This window comes from Paraburkholderia sp. SIMBA_054, assembly GCF_046534875.1.
Classification (GTDB): Bacteria; Pseudomonadota; Gammaproteobacteria; order Burkholderiales; family Burkholderiaceae; genus Paraburkholderia; species Paraburkholderia hospita.
This window is the reverse complement of the sequence record NZ_JAWRXV010001224.1, coordinates 1-253: the sequence shown is the minus strand read 5'-3', so window position 1 is coordinate 253 and position 253 is coordinate 1. Positions and strand designations below refer to the sequence as shown.

Annotated in this window: 1 pseudogene; it reads right to left on the bottom strand. The window is 71.9% G+C overall.

Annotated elements, in window-relative coordinates:
• A pseudogene (locus SB822_RS59005) lies at positions 1–253 on the bottom strand (GDSL family lipase); the annotation flags it as partial.

Here is a 253-nt window from a genome sequence, read left to right as displayed (position 1 = left end):
CCACGGTTGATCACCGCCTGGCCGGGGAAGTCGCTGGCCAACGAGTCCCAGAAACGGATCGACGAGCTGCCCAGGAACAGCACCGCATGGCGCGGCGGCGGGGCCTGCGCGTCGAGCTCGGCGAAGTGCCGCATGTCCGCTTCCCAGGCCGGATTGGAGACCTGCTCGGGGATGCGCGGGGCGATGGGGACATCGGCCCGGGCGGTCGGCGCGGCGATCAACAGGGCCAGGGCCAGGGTGCGGAACAGGACGG